This window comes from Bacteroidota bacterium, assembly GCA_016706255.1.
Classification (GTDB): domain Bacteria; phylum Bacteroidota; class Bacteroidia; order Chitinophagales; family BACL12; genus UBA7236.
Genome location: JADJJZ010000023.1, coordinates 1 through 16,592, shown reverse-complemented (window position 1 = coordinate 16,592; position 16,592 = coordinate 1). Strand labels below are relative to the sequence as shown.

Sequence of the window (16,592 nt, the reverse complement as noted above, 5' to 3'; positions counted from 1 at the left end):
CGCTGAACCTGATCAGGGTCTTCATTCGTCCATTCACTTAAAACAAGTGTATATTCAGCATTGAATAAATTGGTTTTTGATTGCTCTTCCCTTTTTTTAAAAACCAGCGCTCCATACATCCCTACCTGCTCCTGTAATCCACTATGTGAATGATACCAATATGTTCCATTTTGCACTACGGCAAATTTGTATAAATGAGTTTCGCCGGGACCAATTCGTTTTGTAGTTAAATATGGAACACCATCAGCATAATTAGGCAAAATAACGCCATGCCAGTGAAGTGAGGTTTCTTCAGACTTCAGCATATTGTGCAAATAAATTTCAGCTGTATCTCCTTCAGTAAATATTAAAGTTGGAGCGGGGATCGAACCATTAATTGCAATGGCTCGCTTTGATTTTCCGGCAAAGTTTACTATTGTATCGGTAACATATAAATGATAAACAACTGTTTTACCCGGATGCATATTTATTTTAACGGAGTACTAGATCTTCTCAACAATTTGATTTTTTATTTTCAACTTCTTTATTCATATTATGCATGTCATGTTGAGCCGACACATAACTAATAAACAAGTTGAATTAATATGAATGTATATATTTTCATTTTCCTTTCTTTCGAATGAATACTATTCAATTATGTCCACCACATTGCCACATGTAAGCATAGAGCTACCATAATAAGGATTTCTAATTTCCTTTTCGCTACTTAGCCAATACGCATCTTTCATGGGGCAATATTGTTCATAGATCGCCTCATCAGATAAAATCTAATGCTTTTGCCAATAATGACATATTGAGAGAAAGATTTTCAAAATATTCTCTTTGCTTTAACGTCCTTGCTTTCAGAAAATTGCTCCTGCATCTTTTAATAATGCATTAGCATTACCTTCTGAAATTACCTTATAATCTATTGCATTTAATATTTGTAAAAATTCACCCGCTCTAATTGATGTGCTATCTACCTTACCCGCAACTAAAGCATTTTTAATGTCATAGTAGGAGTTTAGCAACTGAGATGGTTGAGATTGTGCAGAATCTTGTGCAAAAGAATTTTGAACAAAAATCCTGATAAAACTGCAAGATAAAATAATTTTTTTCATTTTCATATAATTTAATTTTAACAAAATAAATTTCCGTGGATAAAAGCATTAACCCCAGCACGTTACCATTAATAAATCTTCAATAATTGTAACTTTACCCATAAGCAGTTAGTTCAAAATTGCCAACACACGCCCACTGAATAACTTTTCTTCACCACACTTTGAATTACTCCAATACTGCTGAAATCCATTACTGTAATTGTTGCAAAGTTGGTCAGATATAAGTCAAAACCATATTTTGGGTAATCTGATATTTTGAATCTAGACCTATTGCATCCTGTAATTGACTAACTGTAATTTGTTTCTGCATCGTTATAATGGCATCATCAGGAGGGTTCACTTCTGCTGATAAAACGTCAGGATGCTTTAACAACTGGCTTTACATACTATGCATCCTCCACAAGTCATATTAGTCACTTTATAATTATATGTCATATTCTCATAATACAAAATTCCATTTCTGTGGGCATTTACATGTTATATAATTACCGATTTGATTTACGTAATTCCAGCTTCATAATTTATCTAGAGTTTTTCTTTTGTGACCCTTAATGTTTTTAAAGTGAGTGGGTGTTAAACCTGTAATCTTTTTGAATTGCGCACTTAAATGAGCCACGCTACTGTAATTCATCTGAAAAGCAATTTCACTTAATGATAATTCATTATATACAAGTAATTCTTTCACCCGTTCAATTTTCTGTTTTATGATATAACTTTCAATAGTAATTCCTTCGGTTTCGGAAAATAGACTACTTAAAAAAGCTGTAATCTTTAGCAATTTGATTTGCAGTATTTGAGAGTAATTTAAATGCTTGTGAGAATTACTATTATAGTAGGATTTGATTTATAATTGCATTCTTAATGCTTTCAATAATCTTTTGCATTTTTCTCTTCAATTACTTGAAACTTCTTTTTCTAATTCATCGAGAATTAGTTCTTCTTTATTTCCAAGTGTGGAGTCATCAAGTTCAACTTCTCCCAATTCCACATTCCTTAGGATGGAAATGATCTCTTTCGAAAATATTTTTTGCAGTGGGATACACCTTTCGCAAACCATATTTTTACTAAATATCTTCATTTTTTTGCCACTACGGTGAATATTTATCTAAATATTAATTCAGCTAATTCACAATAATTAATTTTTTTTGAACTATTACCAATATTAGTTTCTAATTTTAAAGTGTATGTCTCGGTGGTAATCCTGAATATCAATTAAAATGTGATCAGTTGCTTTTTCCTGGTGGTTATAAAGAACTTCACCTAATATATTGACTATTTTAATTTCAACCCAAGTTGTATTATTATCCAATTGAATAAATAAATTGTTGGCTGCCGGATTGGGATAAATTAAAAAATTGATTCCATTGTCGCTTTCAATATTTGTGGCATTTGTGTCGATCACTCTAAAACTCCCCATCATACCATCATCTTCATGATGCAACATGTGGCAATGATACATATATGGCACATCATTGTCTGCAAAATCTTTAAACTCTGCAATTACTTCAACATAACTCATTGGCATAACCATTACTACATCTTTTAGTCCTTGTAATTGTAAAGGTACCGGTCCACCATTTATATTATCAACCGTAAATTGAATATCATGGATATGAAATGGATGTGCAATACCAGTATTATTTTGAATCCTCCATTTTTCTGTGTCATTAATATAAACAGTTTCGTTTATTACCTCCATATCAAAGTGGTCGCCGTTAATATTAAATGGTCCCATTACTTGACCTTCAGGGTCCATCATTTCATCGGGCTGTAAATTAAAAGTTCTGGTTTTATCGTAGCTAGTTAAAGGCATATTTTCAACTAACACTTCGGGAATTTCTAAAACGGGGTCAATTGTTTGAGCGCCTACATTTATTTGTAATATTTGAAAATCAGCTCCATTTAAAGGATTTAAATTATAATCAGTAATTACACCCCCCATCATTCCGGTTACTGTTGCAGCACCATAAATTCCATTCACCATTTCTGAACTGTTGCTCATTAAATAAATTGTTTGCCCTTCCATACCCTGCAAATCCAATAAAATTTCTCCGCGCTCTCCGGGTGCTAACATTAATCTATTTAATGGCAACGAATTACTCAATAATCCACCATCTGTACCGATTAAATTAAATTCTTTATCGTTAGTAAATCCAAAATTATATACTCTCATTGACGACCCGTTTAGTAATCGCAACGAATTACCTGTGCAGGTGCCTCTAAGTAAGGATCAATGTTACCATTAACACAAACAAGTGTATCATCTTGTGTAGCAATAGCAACTTGGTATAAAATATCAAATGCTTTAGATTGCACCACTATTGGGAAATCGTCAACGCCATAAGTTCTTGGAAGATTTAATTCCGCTTCAGCACTATCCTTAACAATTAAAAAACCTGCCAAACCTTTTTGCAACATGTAAACTGTTTTCCTAAACCGTGAGGGTGATACCAAAACGCATTGCATTATTCAAAATTTGAAATTGAGGGCTCCAAGTAGCGCCTTGTTCTATAATCTGATGTGGGCCTCCATCAGTCATAGCCGGCACATGCAAACCATGCCAATGCATCGTAGTTGTATTGCCGGTACCTGTTAAACTATTGGTAACATTTATTGTAACCCAATCCCATTTATTAACAATAATTGTAGCCCCAAAATATCACCGTTTATGCCAAATGTTGGTGTATTTATTCCATCAAAAACTGCACAACGCCATTTTGAACATTCAGATTGAACGGAGTTCCGGTAAGCGCAGGTGGAATCACCAAGCGGATTTTGAGTTTTAGCAAAAGGGCGCCACAACAAAAATATGAGGTGAAATTGGTTTTTCATTTTTATTAATTACTTATTAATAATTGTGATCCTATTGAAAAAGAATTATTATTTAATATATAAACGAAATAGATACCCGTTATAAATGAAGCAACATCAATTGATACATTCGGTTGGAAGGATTTTCCGAATATTAATACACGTCCACTTAAATCGCAAATGAAATATTCAAATTCGTTATTCAAATTTGATTTTATGATTACATTTTGTTGTTGTGCGTCGAAAATAAAATCTATTGACGCAGAAAGTGCATTTGCAACACTAGAAACTCCATCTGTGCTTATTATCCAAGTAAGAGTATCCAATATTTCTGGTGTTGATTCTTCCCCTATCATATACCTAAACAATGAAGTTCCCGAAATATTTGCCGGGTTAACACCGACTGACATAAGTCCAACATCGCCATTAAATACAGTATCCATAGTGCCGCTATCCGGAAACCCGTCATAACAAGTACCGTTGTCGCATAAATTGGCTGTCCAACCTATCGGATAAATTGCATCTACTTTTTCATAACCAAAAATTAAAGCATCCGCTGTTAAATTATTTTGTATGATGTTAAAATGATAAATATCATTATAAGGAACTGTGCCTATAATAGTATCTGCAGGTGAAATAGAATAATTTTGGCTCGACAATAAATTAGTAACTGCAATCATTACAGCAGTTACTAATAAATTCCTATTGAAATTCATACAGTTCAAATTAGTGCGTTATAGCAATTTGTTCGGTTTTTGTTGAAGCTCCAGCTGTAAATCGCAGCATGTATAAGCTACTTTCTGGAAATGAATTTGTTTCAAAACTTTCAACAAATTCACCGGTGAGCGCAAATTGAACTTCTTTAACTAAAATTATTTTACCGGTTATATCAATAAGCTCAATTTTAATCGGGCCATTTTCAATAAATTAGCTTTGACCTCAAATTGATTATTTGCAGGGTTAGGCGCCAAATTTAAATCTGAAATAATTGAAGGAATATTCAAAATACTCGTTGTTTCCCCAAATAAGGCAAGTATCGAATCAGCCATTTCCGATGTGTCGCTTGAAACAAAACTCTGCGTAGAGAACATAATTCTATGATCTGTACCACCTAATAAAACTACTGTAGGCATTCCGAAGCCACCATAATATGCAACAGGTGTTGCCCGCTATCCATAGGTGCATGAATGGTAATAAATTATCTTCTACCCAAGAAATAGAATATTCGCAAGTAGTAGAATTTTGGAACGGAAATGCATACGCTTTTATCATACCGGGATAAGTTGCCATGATGTCATCTGCCATAGTTTGAATTTTTTTTGCAGGTGGAGGACATGATCCACAGTCAGGCATATAAAAGTGCAAAATAACCGCCTTACCTGCATCTAAATCAGCAAACATGTCAACCGCATTGCCATAGCAATCAAGGCCCTGAATTTGCATTGCCGATTGCGCCTTGGCAACTGTGATGATGGAGGCAAAAAGTAGTGAAAATACGAGTAAATTTTTCATAATAAATTGAAATTAACGTTGTGTAAAAATAGTATTTTAGGTTGTTGTATAAACGGTAAACGCCCAACAGGAAGCACTTCGGGTTACATCAAAGTGTTGTAAAATCAGATAAGTATGCTTGAATTAAGCACAGGTATTCCTGTTTGGGAGGAGGGGGCTAAATCCAGAATAAATTAGGAAAGCCAAGTATGGTTTCAAAATTATTAAAATCAATATGAGCTTGATTTATAGTTACCAAATTAAATTCAATAGGAGATGCCTTAACAATTTCAATTGTTGTCGTAGAAAAAAATTGACCTATAGAAAGCGAAAACGCTAAATGCTGCTCCTGACAGTCACCATTAGGCGAGGCAGCGGATGACGTAGACTCAGCCTCTTTACTGCAACAACTATGCGTTTCTATAGTCTCATTGCAACAACTTTTGAGACTAACACTGCAGAAAGCTGAGCAGGCATAGGTTTGCAGCAATCCAACTAAGATTACAACTACAATACTTTTAAACCCAATGTTTGCTCCGCTTGGCATAAATTCATCAAATATACATCAAAACTACAAACTATGTAGTTAAAGGTTGAATTTTAATTCAATTTTAAAATTTTGGCTACTAGACGTTTACTGATATTGGGCTGTGGCTTATTCTAACCATTTGTGATTTTAATGGCATCTTCACAAAAATGAATCATTTAAAATAAGTTTTCCCGAGTGAAAAAGGATAAAAAGATTGCTTTAGTAGATAACCGAAATTTGAAAATGATAGATATAAATATTTATTCCGAATTGCAATTGATGGGATAGTTTTGTGATTGCCTTATTTTACATAATTGGTAATTATTTCCACCAAATACTGACCTAAATGCTCAAAATATTTACCAAAATGTCTTGAATTTATCCACAATAAAATTTTCATTTTTTACTGAAAGCATTACAAATAATGATTAATAATCATGGGTCTAGAGAAATGGCATAGGCGGTGGATCTGGCATTAAGGTGCGGTTAGGAATGGTTACTTCCCAATACATAAAGTAAGAAGGCTTGATTTGTAAGGGTTTTGAGAGAACGGGGTACAAATGGGGGACAAAAGATAATGAAACTTGAGTTTTAAGCAGTAATTAAAACTTGTCATTCTTAGAATCAAGTTTTGCAAGTATCTGTGTTGAGATCCATTGCAATACTTAAATTAATTGTTCAATTACAAATTTGAATAGTGCAAAACAGTAAGAGGAATCAGTAAAGAAAGATTGCACTATTCAAAATTATATATGTGAACGGACTATTTACGAGACCAAGTCATAGTTCTTGTATGATTCATCATGTCGTTGCAATCGCCATGTGAATCATCGTTGGTAAAGTAGCAATTCATATCATCGTGACCGGTAATATTCCAACTATAATTTAAATCCCACAAATAGGAATCGTTATCACATCCCATAATATCAAAATTGCACATTGAATGTGAATCGTCGCCCCATTGCCAGTTACTATAAATTGTATCGCCGTTTATACAAATAGACATATTTCCGGATGCATCGCAGATAAATGTGTATTCTGAAAAATGAGTTGTCTGATTAATATTGCCATCCACAAATGAACTAATGCGCCATGAACCAACCATGTAATTATCCGGTGTATTTGTAAACGAAGCCGGGTTGTCTTTTTGGCAACCCAACCCTGATACTAAAATCAGGATAATAGCTCCAATAATTAGATTCGATTTCATTGTTTGAGTTTTTTTGTACACCGTAAAATTAGCTGGGTTTTTTGTGAGAAAGGATATCGTGCGTTGGCAAGTGAGGTGATAAAAATCATTTACTGCTCACGATTGAATACCTTGAAAGTAGTTGACTCCCAAAGGCCGCGTTTGTAGAGTGAATTTTACTATAACACTAAATATGTGAAGTTATGTCATATCCTGCGGCAGCTTCCAACCTCTTAGCTCATAATATTTTTTCATTGGTGTTGCTTTAAGTGGATTTATTCCGTTTTTCTTGCACCATGTAAAATGATATATGGTTCCGGGAATTAATCCGAGAATCGGAAACACTACTGCCCAATGCCCAACAAGAAAGTAAAGGCCAATGGTAATTCCGTCAATGATAAACCATTTCACTAATTTACTTATGAGTGGGGTTTCTAATTCAAACCGTGCGAAGGCAGAAATAAAAATTGTTTGAATGATAAGAAGTGTGATAAGTTCTAATTCCATTTGAATATATTTTATTATTTGAATTTCATTAATCTCAAACTTATTAAAATAACAAGCAACGTTACTCCAACATCAGCGGCAATTGCCAAGACCAGATTGCTATATCCTGTAAAAGCCAACACTATAAAGATCAGCTTTATTAAAATAGCTCCGATTGTATTTATTTTTATTTGCTGCAAGGTTCTTCTACTTAATCGAATCAAGTAAGGTATAAGCGACAATTTATCATTCATTAATGCGATATTAGCCGTTTCAATTGCTGTATCGCTGCCTGCTGCGCCCATAGCAATTCCTACAGTTGATAATGCCAAAGCAGGTGCATCATTTATTCCATCACCCACCATTGCTACAGATTTGTATTCCTTTAATAATTCTTTTATTTTATCTGATTTATGCTCAGGTAGTAAGTTGCCGAATACCTTATTAATACCAACCTTTTCAGCAATATAATTTGCTGCCAGCTCATGATCGCCCGTGAGCATAACAGGTTCAATTTTTAATTCTTCAATCTCTTTTAATGCTTCTGCGCTATCAGGTTTTATTTCATCCATCAATCCAATTATTCCCGCTACACCATCTCCAAAACTTACAACAACGCTTGTTTTTCCTTCGGAAGATAATTGGGCTACTATTTTTCTCGCTTCTTCAGAAACGGGCTGGTGTTCTTCAATGAAACTGAGTTTGCCAATAAAAATCGTTTCATCTTCACAGACAAGGCATTTTGCAATGGCTCCTTTTCCGGCAATGCTTTTAAATTTTTCTACGGCGTGCGGTTCATAACCTTCTTTTTTAGTAGCTTCAATAATTGCTTCAGCTAAAGGATGCTCTGAAAAAACTTCTGCCCCTGCGGCGCAAGCTAATAATTCCTCCTTATCAGTTCCATTTAAAGGAATTATATCAGAGACAACAGGTTTTCCAAATGTGATTGTTCTTGTTTTATCTAAAGCAATTGCCCTGATTTTAGCCAACGCCTCAATATATTTGCCGCCTTTAATTAATGCGCCTTTCCACTGGCATTGCCAATAGCTGCGTAAATCGCAACAGGGGTGGAAATAACCAATGCACAGGGGCAGGCAATAACTAATAATGTAATTGCCTGATTTAACCATTTATCAATAGGCTGATTATTAAAAACTACGGGAATAATAAAAACCAATACCGATAATAAAATGATTGCCGGAGTATATTTTTTACTGAATTTCTGAATAAATTTTTGAGTCTCACTTTTGTTCGCCTGCCCCTCGAAAGTGAGTTTTACGATTTTAGAAAATGTTGTATCAGCCGAAAGTTTTGTTGTTTCTATTTCAATAAATCCGTGTTTATTTAATGTGCCGGCAAAAACCAGATCATCTTTGTGTTTATCTTTTGGGATTGGTTCACCTGTTATTGCTGCTTCATCAATTGTTGTTTCGCCGCTTGTTATCCTCCCATCCATCGGAATTAATTCACCGGGCTTTACTTGAATAATTGACCCGATTGGTATTCTATCAATCAAAAGACTTTCTCCGGTTAATTTTACTGTTGCTGTCTTTGGTGATCTGGAAACTAATTCGTCCAATGCGGTTTTACTATTTTCAATTCCAATATCTTCTAACCGTTCACCTAAAACATATAAAACAATTACAACTGCCGCCTCAGGGTATTCACCTAAATAAAATGCTCCGGCAACAGCAATAAGCATCAATAAATTAATGCTGCCAAAGTTTAATTTGAATAATGACTTTATTCCATTCCATAAAACATTGTAACCAATACCCAAAACGAATAATGCAAATACAAATGGTGCATATGGCATTGGGATATGAATACCACTTAGTGATAATATCTCCAATATAATTACTACAATAACTCCTATAAGCAATAAGATAAATTTCCTGTCTTTGTATGGTAATTTCATTTTTAACTGTTTTGTTGCATCAAAAAATGGCGGGTGGGAACTCTGCCTCGCAATTCCGGTTTTGGCGTTCAGAACAGGAGGACAGAGCTTCACCCATGTAAAAAATTATTCCTCCTCTCCGGCGTTCGTTAAAATTGCCAATAAATAGAAAACGCCGTTTGTAACCACTTTTACATCCACTGGTATTTCTTTCAATGGTGTGATTTCCGTATACCCGTTATTTGTGATTCCTTTTTACCTGAACTTTTCAAACTGATAAGCTGCGTCTTGCTCGCCTGTCTGGATAAATATGTAGTCATTGCCTGCATTATTAATAATTGCGCCTGAAGGCAACGCTGATGTGGAGGTATTTTCAATTTCAATATTCGCTGATACATTCATGCCCTCAATAAGCCCGGATTTATTTCCCGTAATTTCAGCATGTGCCGAAATTGTTTTCGTTTCATTTTCGAAGGCACTGCCTATGCTGAATATTTTTGCCTCATACGTTTTATCAGGCATATTAATTAACGTAAATGTAACTTTCTGATTTTTATTTATTTTCGGAAGATCCTGTTCAAAAATAAATAAGTCCAAATGCAAATGACTATTATCAATTACATCCATGATAATATCTGAAGGCTCTACATATGAACCAATATTGACATCAATTTCACTTATGGAGCCATTTACAGGACTTTTTACTACAATAACAGAGGTGATCTTGTCAGAAGTTAAATTCGTTATATCAATTCCGATTAGTGACAGTTGACTTTTTAGTGAATTGATTTTCGTTTGCAACATTTTGTAACTGGACTCTGCTTCCTGAAAGGTTTTTTGGGAGGAGATATTTTTTTCGCTTAATCCTTTCTGCCTGTTATATTCCGAAGTTGCCAATTGTAAATCATTTTGGGCGTTTAAATATTCTTCCTGCATTTTAATAAATTCTGGATTTACAATTGTTACCAGAGTTTGCCCTTTCGAAACCATATCACCTTCTTTAATAAATATGTCCCTTATTGTTCCCGGCATCAAGGCTGTTATATCCGCTTTGCTCTCAGGCGGAACTTTTAAAAACCCATTAGCATGCAATGTTCCTGACATTGCCCGCTGTTCAATGTTGCCTATTTGCAGATCAATTGCTTTATACTGTTGGGATGAAATAGAAACAGTGTTTACATTCTGAGTTGTAATCTCCCCAGAAGATGTTTCTTCCCCAACTTCAGCTTCAGTATTACCCCCGCAGGAGTAAAGCAACAATAAAGGAATAGTGATGATTAAAATATTATATAGCTTTTTCATTTGAATGATTTTATCTGTTTAGAAAATAATTTAGATTAATAATTGTTTCATTATAGTCGTGAATCACTTGCAGATAACCTGACTGAATTTGGAAATATTGTTCAACTGCTGTCATGTATTCAAAATAACCCGCTTCACCAGCCTTGTATGTTTCTTCAGCGGCATCTAATATTTTTAAACCGAGCATCAAACCCGACGCCTCATAATAGTGAATGGCGGTTTTATTTTTATCCAATTGCTGCAATAATGAATTATAAGCTGAAGTGAATTGTAATTGATTATATTCATAATTCTTTTCCGCAATTTGAAAATCCGTTTTTGCTGCTTTAATATTTGCTGAATAACTCCAAAAAGCAATTGGAATACCGATACCTACGCTGTATCCTTTAAATCCATCATCAATTCCATACCAGTTTTGATTAAAATACCGAATATTAAAATCAGGCAACGCATTGTTTACTGCTAATTTTTTGTTTAATTCAGATAATTGCATTTGCTGTTGATAATAATTGAGGAATGGGTGATCAGTTGTATAGATATTAGGTGCGGGTTCGTTTATTTTAATTGCACCCTCTAAATCAGGCAAAACTGAGTCAGTAGTGTTTAACAACCGCATTAGTCCAAGTTGATAAATTATAACATCCTTTGTTATCTGTTGTAACTCTAATTCAATTTCCTGATGTTTTGCCTGAGCAGCAACACTTTCAAGGTAATTCGTTTCCCCGCTTTCATATCTTGCAAGTGCGGCTGTTTCGTAATTGCCAAAAATGCTGTCTTTCTTTTCAGCAAGTGTTTGTAATTGCAGTATATAATACAATTGATAATAGGCAATGGTAACATCCCGGATTAAATCCTTTTGCGTGAGAGCAAGCTCAGTCTTGCTTATAACAACATTTTGCTCATTGATCTTCCCCTTTGCTATATATACTGTCGGAAATTCAACTTCCTGTGTAATTCCTATTTTTAAAAGCCCCGCATCATCTGTATTGCTTTTGTCTTCATTTTCGACAAATATTCCGGTCTTTGGTAAATCAAAACTTGCTTTCTTTAAGTAAGTATTTTTTCAATTTCTAATTCTTTAGCTTTCACCCCCGGATTATTTTGTAAAGCAATAACAATTGCAGAATCCAAGCTTATACTATTTCCATTTTGTGCATTTATTTTAGATGAAAACAAACCAAGGCAAATAAATATACTAATTGCAGCCATATTTCCATTTACTTTTATTTTCTTTTTCCCTGAAAATAAAAGATATAACGCAGGCAATACGATTAACGTTAAAACTGTTGATGTAATTAATCCACCTATTACCACAGTTGCCAAAGGTTTTTGAACTTCAGCCCCGGCACTTGTGGAAACCCCTGCGCTTGTAATTGATTAAAATAATCAATCAGCACAATGCCATTCAATACACTTACGCCAAATAATGCTATGAATCCAATTCCTGCCGAAATACTGAAAGGCATTCCTGCAATCCACAATGCAAACACACCACCGATAGCAGACAAGGGAATAGCGGAAAAACTAAAACACTGGGTAATATTTCCGAAAGTAAAAAACAGCAGAATAAATATTAATGCCAATGCAACAGGAACTGCAATACTTAATCTTTTACTTGCTTCTTCAAGATTTTGAAATTGTCCCCCATATTCAAAATAATAGCCGGGAGGTAATTTGATTCCCTCATTCAATTTATTTTGCAATTCATCCACAGCACTCTTTACATCCCGTTCAGGAACATTAAAACCAATCCCGATTCTCCGTTTTGCATTTTCTCTTGTTATTTGAGCGGGACCAATTTCATAATCAATGGATGCAACCTGCTGTAAAGGAATTTGACCACCGTTGGGTAATGGAACAAAAACATTTTGAACATCATCAATACTTTGTCTGTTTGCCGTATCCAATCTCACAACTAAATCAAACCGTCTTTCATTCTCATAAATCAATCCTGCGCTTTCTCCGGCAAAGGCTGTTCTTACAATTTCATTTAAATCTGAAACATTCAAACCGTATTGCGCAATTCGATCCCTGTCATAATGAATAGCGATTTGAGGAAGACCGGACGTTGATTCTATTTTTGGTTGTCCGGTTCCATTCACAGTTTCAATAATAGCTGAAACCTTTTCAGCATAAAAATTTAGGGTATCCATATTTTCACCAAATATTTTTACTGCAACATCCTGTCGCACCCCTGATATTAATTCATTAAACCGCAACTGTATAGGCTGTGATGCTTCGACAAACAAACCCGGAATTACACTTAATGCCTTTGTCATTGTATCGGCTAATTCAGTTGCTGAATTTGTGGTAACCCATTCACTTTTATCCTTTAATAAAACTGTAATGTCTCCTGCATTAGCAGGCATAGGATCGGTTGGAATTTCTGCTGATCCAATTTTGGTGATTACTTCTTTCACTTCAGGAAATTGTTTTAAGATTTTCCCTACCTGAGTATAGGTTTCAATACTTTGTGATAAGGATGCACCTTCTGGTAATGCAGATTCAAAGGCAAAATTTCCTCATCTAATGTCGGAATAAATTCTCCTCCTAATCTTCCATACACAATAAAAGCAATTGCGAAAAATGCAACTGAGGTAATTACAATTTTAATTTTATTTCCGATTGTAAAATTGATAAGAGGCTCGTATAAGCGGTGCAAAAAATTCATCAGCTTGTCGGAAAGGTTTTCTTTATGCGTTGTTTTTCTGCTTAGAAAAACAGAAGCCGCCATGGGCAAATAAGTGATGCTTAATAGAAATGCGCCAAGAATTGCAAAAGAAACTGTTTGAGCCATCGGCTTAAACATTTTACCTTCAATACCAACCAAGGCAAGAATTGGCAAATACACGATTAAAATAATGATTTGCCCGAATGAAGATGAATGCACCATTCCTTTTACCGCACTGCTCACTTCATTATCCATTTGCTCCCTGTTTAATTTAGCGATCCCCGAATGATGATTTCTGCTCATAAATATTCTGTGAACAACTGCTTCAACAATAATTACTGCACCGTCTATAATAATTCCAAAATCAATTGCACCCAAGCTCATTAAATTTCCACTTACCCCAAATAAATTCATCATGATAATAGCAAATAACATTGCCAATGGAATTACACTTGCTACTATCAAACCTGCTCTGAAATTTCCAAGAAAAAGAATCAGGACAAAAACCACAATTAAAAAACCGAGAATTAAGTTTTCAGCGACAGTATGTATTGCACGTTTTACTAAATCAGTTCTGTCAAGAAAAGGCTCTATTTCCACTCCTTCAGGCAATGAATTTTGTATCTGCGGTATTTTCTCTTTTACGTCACTTACAACCTCAGCACTATTTTCACCTTTCAACATCATCACAATTCCTCCTACCACCTCTCCTTCATCATCCCTTGTCATTGCACCATATCTGATTGCACTTCCTAATTGAACTGTAGCAACGTCACGTATTAAAACAGGGATTCCATTGCTGCCTGTTTTCACAACTATTTTACGAATATCATCCATTGAATTAGCAAGTCCTAAACCCACGTATATAATAAGCACTCGGTTTTTTTCTATGTATGCTCCACCCGTGTTTTGATTATTTTTCTGTAAGGCAGAAAAAACTTCAGGTATTGTAATTGCCATACTTCGCAATTTTTCAGGATTAATAGCAACTTCATACTGCTTTAAAAAACCTCCAAATGAATTTACTTCCGCAACACCCGGAGTGCCGAGTAATTGTCTTGCAACTATCCAATCCTGAATTGTCCTCAGATCAGTTGCATTAAACTTGTCCTCAAATCCTGCTTTTGGTTTAATTAAATACTGATATATTTCACCAAGACCGGTACTAACGGGCGCTAATTCAGGTGTGCCTGAACCCTCAGGAATTTCACCTTCGGCTTCTTTTAACCGCTCGTTTACTAATTGCCTTGCAAAATAAATGTCCACGTTATCTTTAAAAACAATAGTTACCACACTTAATCCAAAACGTGAAATGGATCGTATGTCCTCAAGATCGGGAAGCGTGGACATACTTCTTTCAATTGGATAAGTAACAAATTGCTCCACTTCCTGTGTTGCCAGTGTTGGCGAAACAGTAATCACCTGCACTTGATTATTTGTAATATCAGGCACTGCATCAATAGGCAAGATTGTTACATTATAAATACCATATATTATTAAAACGACCGTAAAAAGGCCGACGGCAAATTTGTTTTTTATACTAAAATCAATGATTCTATTTAACATGATCAGGTTAATTAAGATGAAACAAAAAAGGACAATACAATGCATATTTTATTGCACCGCATTAATAAATTACTATCTTAATTAACTGAGTTTAGGCGGTTGCCAGACGGAAGAAAAATTGCGGGAATGAAATTGTGATTCACTGTTGAGCAAGATCAAATCTGATGGAGATAATAATTGGAGTGGAGAGACATTAAAAACATAATTAGAAAAAGCACTGCAACCGCAGCAATTACAATTGCAAAACGGTGGACAAATATTTTCATTGTTTTCCTGATGATGCTGGTTGCCGCTTGTTGCGACCTCTGAAACGTCCTTATGACTGTGTAAAGCATCGGAGCATGGCACAGTTCCAACACAAAGGATATAAACGGTCAATATCATCAAAAAGACTCTCAATGGACGCAAAGATAGGTAAATTAGAACTTGTTCTGCAAATCTCGGAAATTACGGCTGGACGGGGCAAATGGATTACATTCTGACTCATAAAGTAATTATGCTTGCGGGAGTAGGCTTTTGAACGAACGGGGTGCAAATGGGGGACAAAACCTATTTTTTTTTGAATTATTCAAGGTCAGTATCAATTCCTTCTGTCAGAATATCCAATAATTCCTTAGTTGGCAAATAGCCGGTCAACCGATCACCGGAATTTTTGTCAACCCAATCGGAAACCGCCGGATCAAATTCCCAATTTTTATGATCTGTTACACAAGTCGTTTTGCTTTCCGGTCTTATTTTTTTTGTTGGCAGATTAAAGCCAAACCTGCCAAACAAATGGTGGCCATCAAAAGCCATCAGGATATTATTAAGCGCAGATATATAAACTTTGCGTTTCCCCTTATCGAATTTTTTCTTTCTTGGGTCAGGTTCAGTGAGAATTTTTGTCCCGTATTTTACGGTTTCGATCATATCCCGCTCCGTGTTAAGAACCTTTCTTTCATGCTGACCTTTTCGATGTGTCCAACCCGGATTTGATCGTGTTAGCCATTCTTTGACTAAAATTTCTGCCATTTCCTGAGTAGGAACAATTATATGATAATGTGGATTATAAGTACTTCTCGTAGGATTGAAATTGCATTCTAAAGATTTAATTCCCATCAATTTCTTTCCCTTATTACGTCGCTCTCGTTTTTTATAAGTATCAATAATTTGTGTCCACTCTTCCACCATACTATCTATAACAGGTTTTAATCTATATGCTGGGACTGATCTGAGCGTTAAGGTTACAAAGTGTGCATCAGTCCAGGTTTTTAACACCGGCAAATAATCATTTATTTTTTCGGCTTTTCTGATTGAGGAACAAATCGGACAAATTCGATACTTGCAATATCTACCGAATAGTTTATCATTTGCAGTTACAACCACTCCCTGACACCGGTATGCATTCCACAAACTTTTTACCCACATATCCTTGCCTTTTTTCTTCGCATCATCAATCAATGCTAAAATAACTTTCTGAGCAATTGTTTTTTGCTTTGCTCTGTTCTGCAGAACCTTACTGTCCTTCAAGTCTGAACCATTTCCGTTTACTATTGCAGTCGGCTTTGGTT

15 protein-coding genes and 3 pseudogenes are annotated in these 16,592 nt (G+C 35.1%); all 18 read right to left on the bottom strand.

The window, feature by feature from the left end; translation table 11 throughout:
* A partial coding sequence (locus tag IPI65_17350) for a multicopper oxidase domain-containing protein (protein MBK7443205.1) occupies positions 1–464 on the bottom strand: 464 nt, incomplete at its 3' end.
* Positions 465–626: 162 nt separating this feature from the next.
* Positions 627–1,100, bottom strand: a pseudogene (locus IPI65_17345) (DUF3347 domain-containing protein).
* Between the two features lie 514 nt (positions 1,101–1,614).
* Positions 1,615–1,878: an AraC family transcriptional regulator gene (locus tag IPI65_17340; GenBank protein ID MBK7443204.1), complete on the bottom strand. Its 264-nt coding sequence runs from the start codon at positions 1,876–1,878 to the stop codon at positions 1,615–1,617.
* A 114-nt stretch (positions 1,879–1,992) separates the two neighbouring features.
* Entirely contained in the window at positions 1,993–2,157 is a 165-nt protein-coding gene (locus tag IPI65_17335) for a hypothetical protein (protein ID MBK7443203.1), read from the bottom strand.
* A gap of 105 nt (positions 2,158–2,262) precedes the next feature.
* The gene (locus IPI65_17330; GenBank protein ID MBK7443202.1) at positions 2,263–3,273 is read right to left on the bottom strand and encodes a multicopper oxidase domain-containing protein; all 1,011 of its coding nucleotides are present in this window, start codon (positions 3,271–3,273) and stop codon (positions 2,263–2,265) included.
* 11 nt (positions 3,274–3,284) lie between these two features.
* Positions 3,285–3,518, bottom strand: a complete 234-nt coding sequence (locus IPI65_17325; protein MBK7443201.1) for a hypothetical protein — start codon at positions 3,516–3,518, stop codon at positions 3,285–3,287.
* Between the two features lie 13 nt (positions 3,519–3,531).
* A complete protein-coding gene (locus tag IPI65_17320; protein MBK7443200.1) occupies positions 3,532–3,744 on the bottom strand; it encodes a multicopper oxidase domain-containing protein in 213 nt (70 codons plus the stop codon).
* Positions 3,711–3,932, bottom strand: a complete 222-nt coding sequence (locus IPI65_17315) for a hypothetical protein (protein ID MBK7443199.1) — start codon at positions 3,930–3,932, stop codon at positions 3,711–3,713. The genes IPI65_17320 and IPI65_17315 overlap by 34 nt, the downstream gene beginning before the upstream one ends.
* A gap of 5 nt (positions 3,933–3,937) precedes the next feature.
* On the bottom strand, positions 3,938–4,627 hold the full coding sequence (locus tag IPI65_17310) for a T9SS type A sorting domain-containing protein (GenBank protein MBK7443198.1): 690 nt from the start codon (positions 4,625–4,627) through the stop codon (positions 3,938–3,940).
* A 379-nt stretch (positions 4,628–5,006) separates the two neighbouring features.
* Complete coding sequence (locus IPI65_17305; GenBank protein MBK7443197.1) at positions 5,007–5,423, bottom strand: hypothetical protein; 417 nt, start codon at positions 5,421–5,423, stop codon at positions 5,007–5,009.
* A gap of 157 nt (positions 5,424–5,580) precedes the next feature.
* A complete protein-coding gene (locus IPI65_17300) occupies positions 5,581–5,949 on the bottom strand; it encodes a hypothetical protein (protein MBK7443196.1) in 369 nt (122 codons plus the stop codon).
* Between the two features lie 745 nt (positions 5,950–6,694).
* Positions 6,695–7,141 (bottom strand): hypothetical protein, encoded by a 447-nt coding sequence (locus tag IPI65_17295; GenBank protein ID MBK7443195.1) that lies wholly within the window; start codon positions 7,139–7,141, stop codon positions 6,695–6,697.
* 180 nt (positions 7,142–7,321) lie between these two features.
* Positions 7,322–7,627, bottom strand: coding sequence for a hypothetical protein (locus IPI65_17290; GenBank protein ID MBK7443194.1), 306 nt, complete (start codon positions 7,625–7,627; stop codon positions 7,322–7,324).
* A 14-nt stretch (positions 7,628–7,641) separates the two neighbouring features.
* A pseudogene (locus tag IPI65_17285) lies at positions 7,642–9,524 on the bottom strand (cation-translocating P-type ATPase).
* Positions 9,525–9,758: 234 nt separating this feature from the next.
* On the bottom strand, positions 9,759–10,805 hold the full coding sequence (locus tag IPI65_17280; GenBank protein ID MBK7443193.1) for an efflux RND transporter periplasmic adaptor subunit: 1,047 nt from the start codon (positions 10,803–10,805) through the stop codon (positions 9,759–9,761).
* 10 nt (positions 10,806–10,815) lie between these two features.
* Complete coding sequence (locus IPI65_17275; protein MBK7443192.1) at positions 10,816–11,820, bottom strand: TolC family protein; 1,005 nt, start codon at positions 11,818–11,820, stop codon at positions 10,816–10,818.
* A 32-nt stretch (positions 11,821–11,852) separates the two neighbouring features.
* Positions 11,853–15,042: pseudogene (locus IPI65_17270) on the bottom strand (efflux RND transporter permease subunit).
* Positions 15,043–15,606: 564 nt separating this feature from the next.
* Positions 15,607–16,551, bottom strand: a complete 945-nt coding sequence (locus IPI65_17265) for a protein rep (GenBank protein MBK7443191.1) — start codon at positions 16,549–16,551, stop codon at positions 15,607–15,609.
* Positions 16,552–16,592 lie beyond the last annotated feature (41 nt).

Bases quoted from the DNA above. Each gene is read 5' to 3' on its own strand.
- IPI65_17295 (MBK7443195.1), bottom strand. From the start codon at position 7,141: ATGAAATCGAATCTAATTATTGGAGCTATTATCCTGATTTTAGTATCA.
- IPI65_17330 (MBK7443202.1), bottom strand. From the start codon at position 3,273: ATGAGAGTATATAATTTTGGATTTACTAACGATAAAGAATTTAATTTA.
- IPI65_17300 (MBK7443196.1), bottom strand. From the start codon at position 5,949: ATGCCAAGCGGAGCAAACATTGGGTTTAAAAGTATTGTAGTTGTAATC.
- IPI65_17280 (MBK7443193.1), bottom strand. From the start codon at position 10,805: ATGAAAAAGCTATATAATATTTTAATCATCACTATTCCTTTATTGTTG.
- IPI65_17335 (MBK7443203.1), bottom strand. From the start codon at position 2,157: ATGGTTTGCGAAAGGTGTATCCCACTGCAAAAAATATTTTCGAAAGAG.
- IPI65_17315 (MBK7443199.1), bottom strand. From the start codon at position 3,932: ATGAAAAACCAATTTCACCTCATATTTTTGTTGTGGCGCCCTTTTGCT.
- IPI65_17325 (MBK7443201.1), bottom strand. From the start codon at position 3,518: ATGTTGCAAAAAGGTTTGGCAGGTTTTTTAATTGTTAAGGATAGTGCT.
- IPI65_17310 (MBK7443198.1), bottom strand. From the start codon at position 4,627: ATGAATTTCAATAGGAATTTATTAGTAACTGCTGTAATGATTGCAGTT.
- IPI65_17305 (MBK7443197.1), bottom strand. From the start codon at position 5,423: ATGAAAAATTTACTCGTATTTTCACTACTTTTTGCCTCCATCATCACA.
- IPI65_17290 (MBK7443194.1), bottom strand. From the start codon at position 7,627: ATGGAATTAGAACTTATCACACTTCTTATCATTCAAACAATTTTTATT.